Source organism: Paraburkholderia sp. SIMBA_030, from assembly GCF_046535245.1.
GTDB lineage: Bacteria > Pseudomonadota > Gammaproteobacteria > Burkholderiales > Burkholderiaceae > Paraburkholderia.
In genome coordinates this window covers 1-273 of record NZ_JAWRXB010000491.1, presented here as the reverse complement: position 1 = coordinate 273, position 273 = coordinate 1, and the positions used below count along the sequence as shown (strand labels likewise).

The following is a 273-nucleotide window of genomic DNA, read 5'->3' as shown; positions in this document are numbered from 1 at the left end:
CAGCCTCTACCCTGAAAACCGCGACTACATCCTGCGCAACCACCCGGCAGCCCTTGCCGGGCTCATTCGCCTGGCGGATCATAGCGACGAAGCGCTTGCCGCCTTCTTCCGGCAGACTATCGGAGACTCAGCATGACCATGGCCAACGCATTCGGAGCCGGCGATTTCGAGCGCCTGAGCGCTGCCGAGCAATCGATGATCAAGCGGCGCGAACGCGTACTCGGACCGGCCTACCGGCTGTTCTATGAGCGGCCCCTGCATTTCGTACGCGGC

General features: G+C 63.4%; 1 pseudogene. It reads left to right on the top strand.

Annotated features, from left to right (window positions below):
* Positions 1–138: 138 nt before the first annotated feature.
* A pseudogene (locus SB772_RS40925) lies at positions 139–273 on the top strand (aspartate aminotransferase family protein); the annotation flags it as partial.